The following is a 1996-nucleotide window of genomic DNA, read 5'->3' as shown; positions in this document are numbered from 1 at the left end:
GGGCGCGCGTCCGGCGGGGACCCGAGCCGCGGCCACGCCCACAGCAGGTGGACCGCGGCCGCGACGACCGCGGTCTGGACGGCGATCCCGCGGAGGAGGCGCTTTTTCAGGGTGTTTCGGCCCTCGGGCCCTCCGGTCGCCTCCGTCACCGGTTCACCGCTCATTCCCACGGATGGCTCCCGCGGGTGTCGGGCCACAGGGGGTACCAGTAGGACTCGTCGTCCTCTAAGCCGAGTTCGCCGTCGAGGACGGACTGAAGCTTGAACTCGACCCGCTGGTTCCGGTCGTTCGTCCCCCGCGGCGCGAACGGGTAGTACGCGCCGCGCCGGAACGAGTAGATCCAGTAGGCCGCCCCGTCGTCGTTCTCGAAGCCGAACACGGCCGCGAGCAGCCGCGAGCCGAACCCCTCCTCGATGAACTGGTCGGCCGCGAAGTGGACGCTCGTCACGAGGTCCTCCGGGTCGTCGTCCTCGAGGACGAACCACTGGTAGCCGTGGTCGTCCTCGTGTCGGTGGAACCCCGTGCCGGTCTCGATCTCGCCGGCCTCCAAGATGGCCTCGACGGTCTCGACGGCGTCGTCGAAGCGCGTGCTGTCGACCCCGGAGAAGCACAGGGCAGCCTCCCCGCAGTGGTCGTAGCCGAGGTCGGCCTCCATCGTCATGTACGCGGTCGACATCCCGAAGAGGTCCTCGGGGTCCGCCTCGCGGGTCGCGTCGGTCTCGGCGCTCGTCCCGAGGACGGCCCGGATCGTGTCGAAGATGCCCATCTGTCTCGGTCTACGTGCGGCGGGGTTTAGGGCGTTTCCGTCGCCGCCTCCGTCTTCGGACCGCGTGCGGCCCCGTTCACTCCTCGTCGTCGACCCGATCGAGGTACGTCAACACGCCGCGTGTGTTCAGGCTCGTGTTCGCCCGGGCCCGCTCGGGGTTCCAGTAGTCGATGTCGCGGCTCGCCGCCTCGAAGTGGTCGACGACCGCCTCGTCGTCGTCGAGTTCGGCGCGCTTCTGCCGGACCCGCTCCACCCACTCGACGAACGCCCGCTTCGCCTCGCCGATCAGGTCCGCGTCGCACTCCCGCGGCCCGAAGTGGCCGAAACAGACGATATCCGGGTCGAGGTCCTCGATCAGCCGGATGTCGTCGAGACACTGCTCGAAGTCGAACTGCGGCGGCGGCGACGTCGGGGTCACGGCGTCGATCTCCGGGACGTAGATCCCGGCGGCGTCGGCGGAGAACACGACCTCGGCGTCGGGGTCGTGGTAGACGGCGTGGTGCGGGGCGTGGCCCGGGGCGTCGCGGACGACGAGTTCGCGGTCGCCGAGGTCGATCCGGTCGCCCTCGCTCACCCCCTCGATCCGGTCGTCGGGGACCGGCTTCGGCTCCGCGTAGTGCGTCCACTGCTCCTCGACCGCCGACTTGGTGCCGGCGACGAGCGCCCCGGGATCGACGAGGTGTCGGACCCCCTTCTCGGGCACGCGGACCTCCGCGTTCGGGAAGCGCTCCGCGAGGTACCCCGCCCCGCCGGCGTGGTCGAGGTGGGCGTGGGTCGGGAGGATCCACGCGAGTTCCTCGCGACCGATCCCGATCTGCTCGATGGTCTCGAAGAGGGCCTCCCGGTTCGCCCCCGTCCCGGTGTCGATCACGATCGGTCGCTCCGCGTCGTACACGTACACCGCGCCGTACTCGTCGGTCTCGAACATGCCGGTGTCGTGGATGTACAGGTCGTCGACGCCGCGAACCGGTTCGAACTCGCCAGCGCGCATACCGGACGAGGAACCCGGGGCCACTTCTAGCGATCGGTCCGATCCGTCCCGCGACGCACCGCGCTTCGGTCCGACCGCTCCGTCGGTACCGTCGCCGCGCCGACGGGCCGAGGCTTATGGTCGCTCCGCCCGAGGGATCGATATGCGAGTGCTCGTCACCGGCGCGACCGGATTCGTCGGGAGTCGGCTCGTCCCGACGCTCCTCGCGCGCGGCCACGACGTGGTCGCGCTCGTCCGCG

At 70.4% G+C, this 1996-nt stretch carries 3 protein-coding genes; 1 reads left to right on the top strand and 2 read right to left on the bottom strand.

Annotated elements, in window-relative coordinates; all coding sequences use genetic code 11:
- Window positions 1-160: 160 nt before the first annotated feature.
- Both BN903_RS09775 and BN903_RS09770 read right to left on the bottom strand, forming a co-directional pair.
- Window positions 161-766, bottom strand: coding sequence for a hypothetical protein (locus BN903_RS09775; RefSeq protein WP_048077553.1), 606 nt, complete (start codon window positions 764-766; stop codon window positions 161-163).
- Between the two features lie 76 nt (window positions 767-842).
- Window positions 843-1757 (bottom strand): MBL fold metallo-hydrolase, encoded by a 915-nt coding sequence (locus BN903_RS09770; protein ID WP_048077552.1) that lies wholly within the window; start codon window positions 1755-1757, stop codon window positions 843-845.
- A gap of 142 nt (window positions 1758-1899) precedes the next feature.
- Between BN903_RS09770 and BN903_RS16780 the strand changes: the two genes are divergently transcribed.
- The coding region (locus BN903_RS16780) for an NAD-dependent epimerase/dehydratase family protein (protein WP_154018108.1) at window positions 1900-1996 on the top strand (97 nt) is incomplete at its 3' end.

The sequence above is a fragment of the Halorubrum sp. AJ67 genome (assembly GCF_000513435.1).
The sequence above is the reverse complement of the archived record's forward strand: the minus strand, read 5'-3'. Positions and strand labels throughout refer to the sequence as shown.

Excerpts from the sequence above, each read along its gene's own strand:
- BN903_RS09775 (WP_048077553.1), bottom strand. The coding sequence starts at position 766 with ATGGGCATCTTCGACACGATCCGGGCCGTCCTCGGGACGAGCGCCGAG.
- BN903_RS09770 (WP_048077552.1), bottom strand. The coding sequence starts at position 1,757 with ATGCGCGCTGGCGAGTTCGAACCGGTTCGCGGCGTCGACGACCTGTAC.